This window comes from Bacteroides sp. RTP31139st1_H2_RTP31139_211217, assembly GCF_040227615.1.
Classification (GTDB): domain Bacteria; phylum Bacteroidota; class Bacteroidia; order Bacteroidales; family Bacteroidaceae; genus Bacteroides; species Bacteroides uniformis.
Window position 1 is genome coordinate 1 of sequence record NZ_JBCNZM010000362.1, and the last position, 673, is coordinate 673.

Here is a 673-nt window from a genome sequence, read left to right on the forward strand (position 1 = left end):
GTGTAGAGCAGCCGCATCTCTGCCACGGACGGTACATAGGCACTTTGTCCGTACCGCCATAGGTCGAAAACCGCTTCTGCCATTGGCGAAGCCGTTTCTCGTGTATCGTACAGTGCGAATGTATTCTCGTTGCCATCATAAGCCATGATGTCGGACGATGTGCCTTGTGCGATGCCGAGGCTGTCGGCGAATGCCTGTGGAGCAATGTCCCACAGGTAAACTGCATAACCGCCCCCCTCCGTATCTCCGCGTTTTCCGGTATCGAAGACAACCGCTATCGCTTTTTTCCCCGATTGTTCATATTGTGCATAAGGCAAGGCCGTTCCGTCCTCGCAGAGGATATGTCCTGGACGGACCGCTGTATCGGGTACGTCTATGTGCGTGTCACAGGCAGCGCACAGCACGGCAGCCGTTGCCGCTGCCACCAAATGTATCTTTCGTATCATATTGCTTTCTTTTTTTGTTTCCCTATTTCATAGGTAGTTTCACACCCAGCACGACACCTGCACGCAGCACGTCCGCACCTTTTATCATCACATCGCTTTTCACTTGCCAATACAGTGTCCATCCGGCCCGTAGCACATAGTTGTGTTCATAACCGAGGTGCAGGCCGCCGAGGAATTTATTCGTGTCGCTTCCGGCTGAAGCTCCGATACGCAGACTGCCATAGTGG

Annotated in this window: 1 protein-coding gene and 1 pseudogene; both read right to left on the reverse strand. The window is 53.3% G+C overall.

Annotated features, from left to right (window positions below; translation table 11 throughout):
* On the reverse strand, nucleotides 1–446 hold a 446-nt coding region (locus tag ABUA47_RS24950; RefSeq protein WP_349832317.1), incomplete at its 3' end, for a DUF1566 domain-containing protein.
* Between the two features lie 22 nt (nucleotides 447–468).
* Nucleotides 469–673, reverse strand: a pseudogene (locus ABUA47_RS24955) (hypothetical protein); the annotation flags it as partial.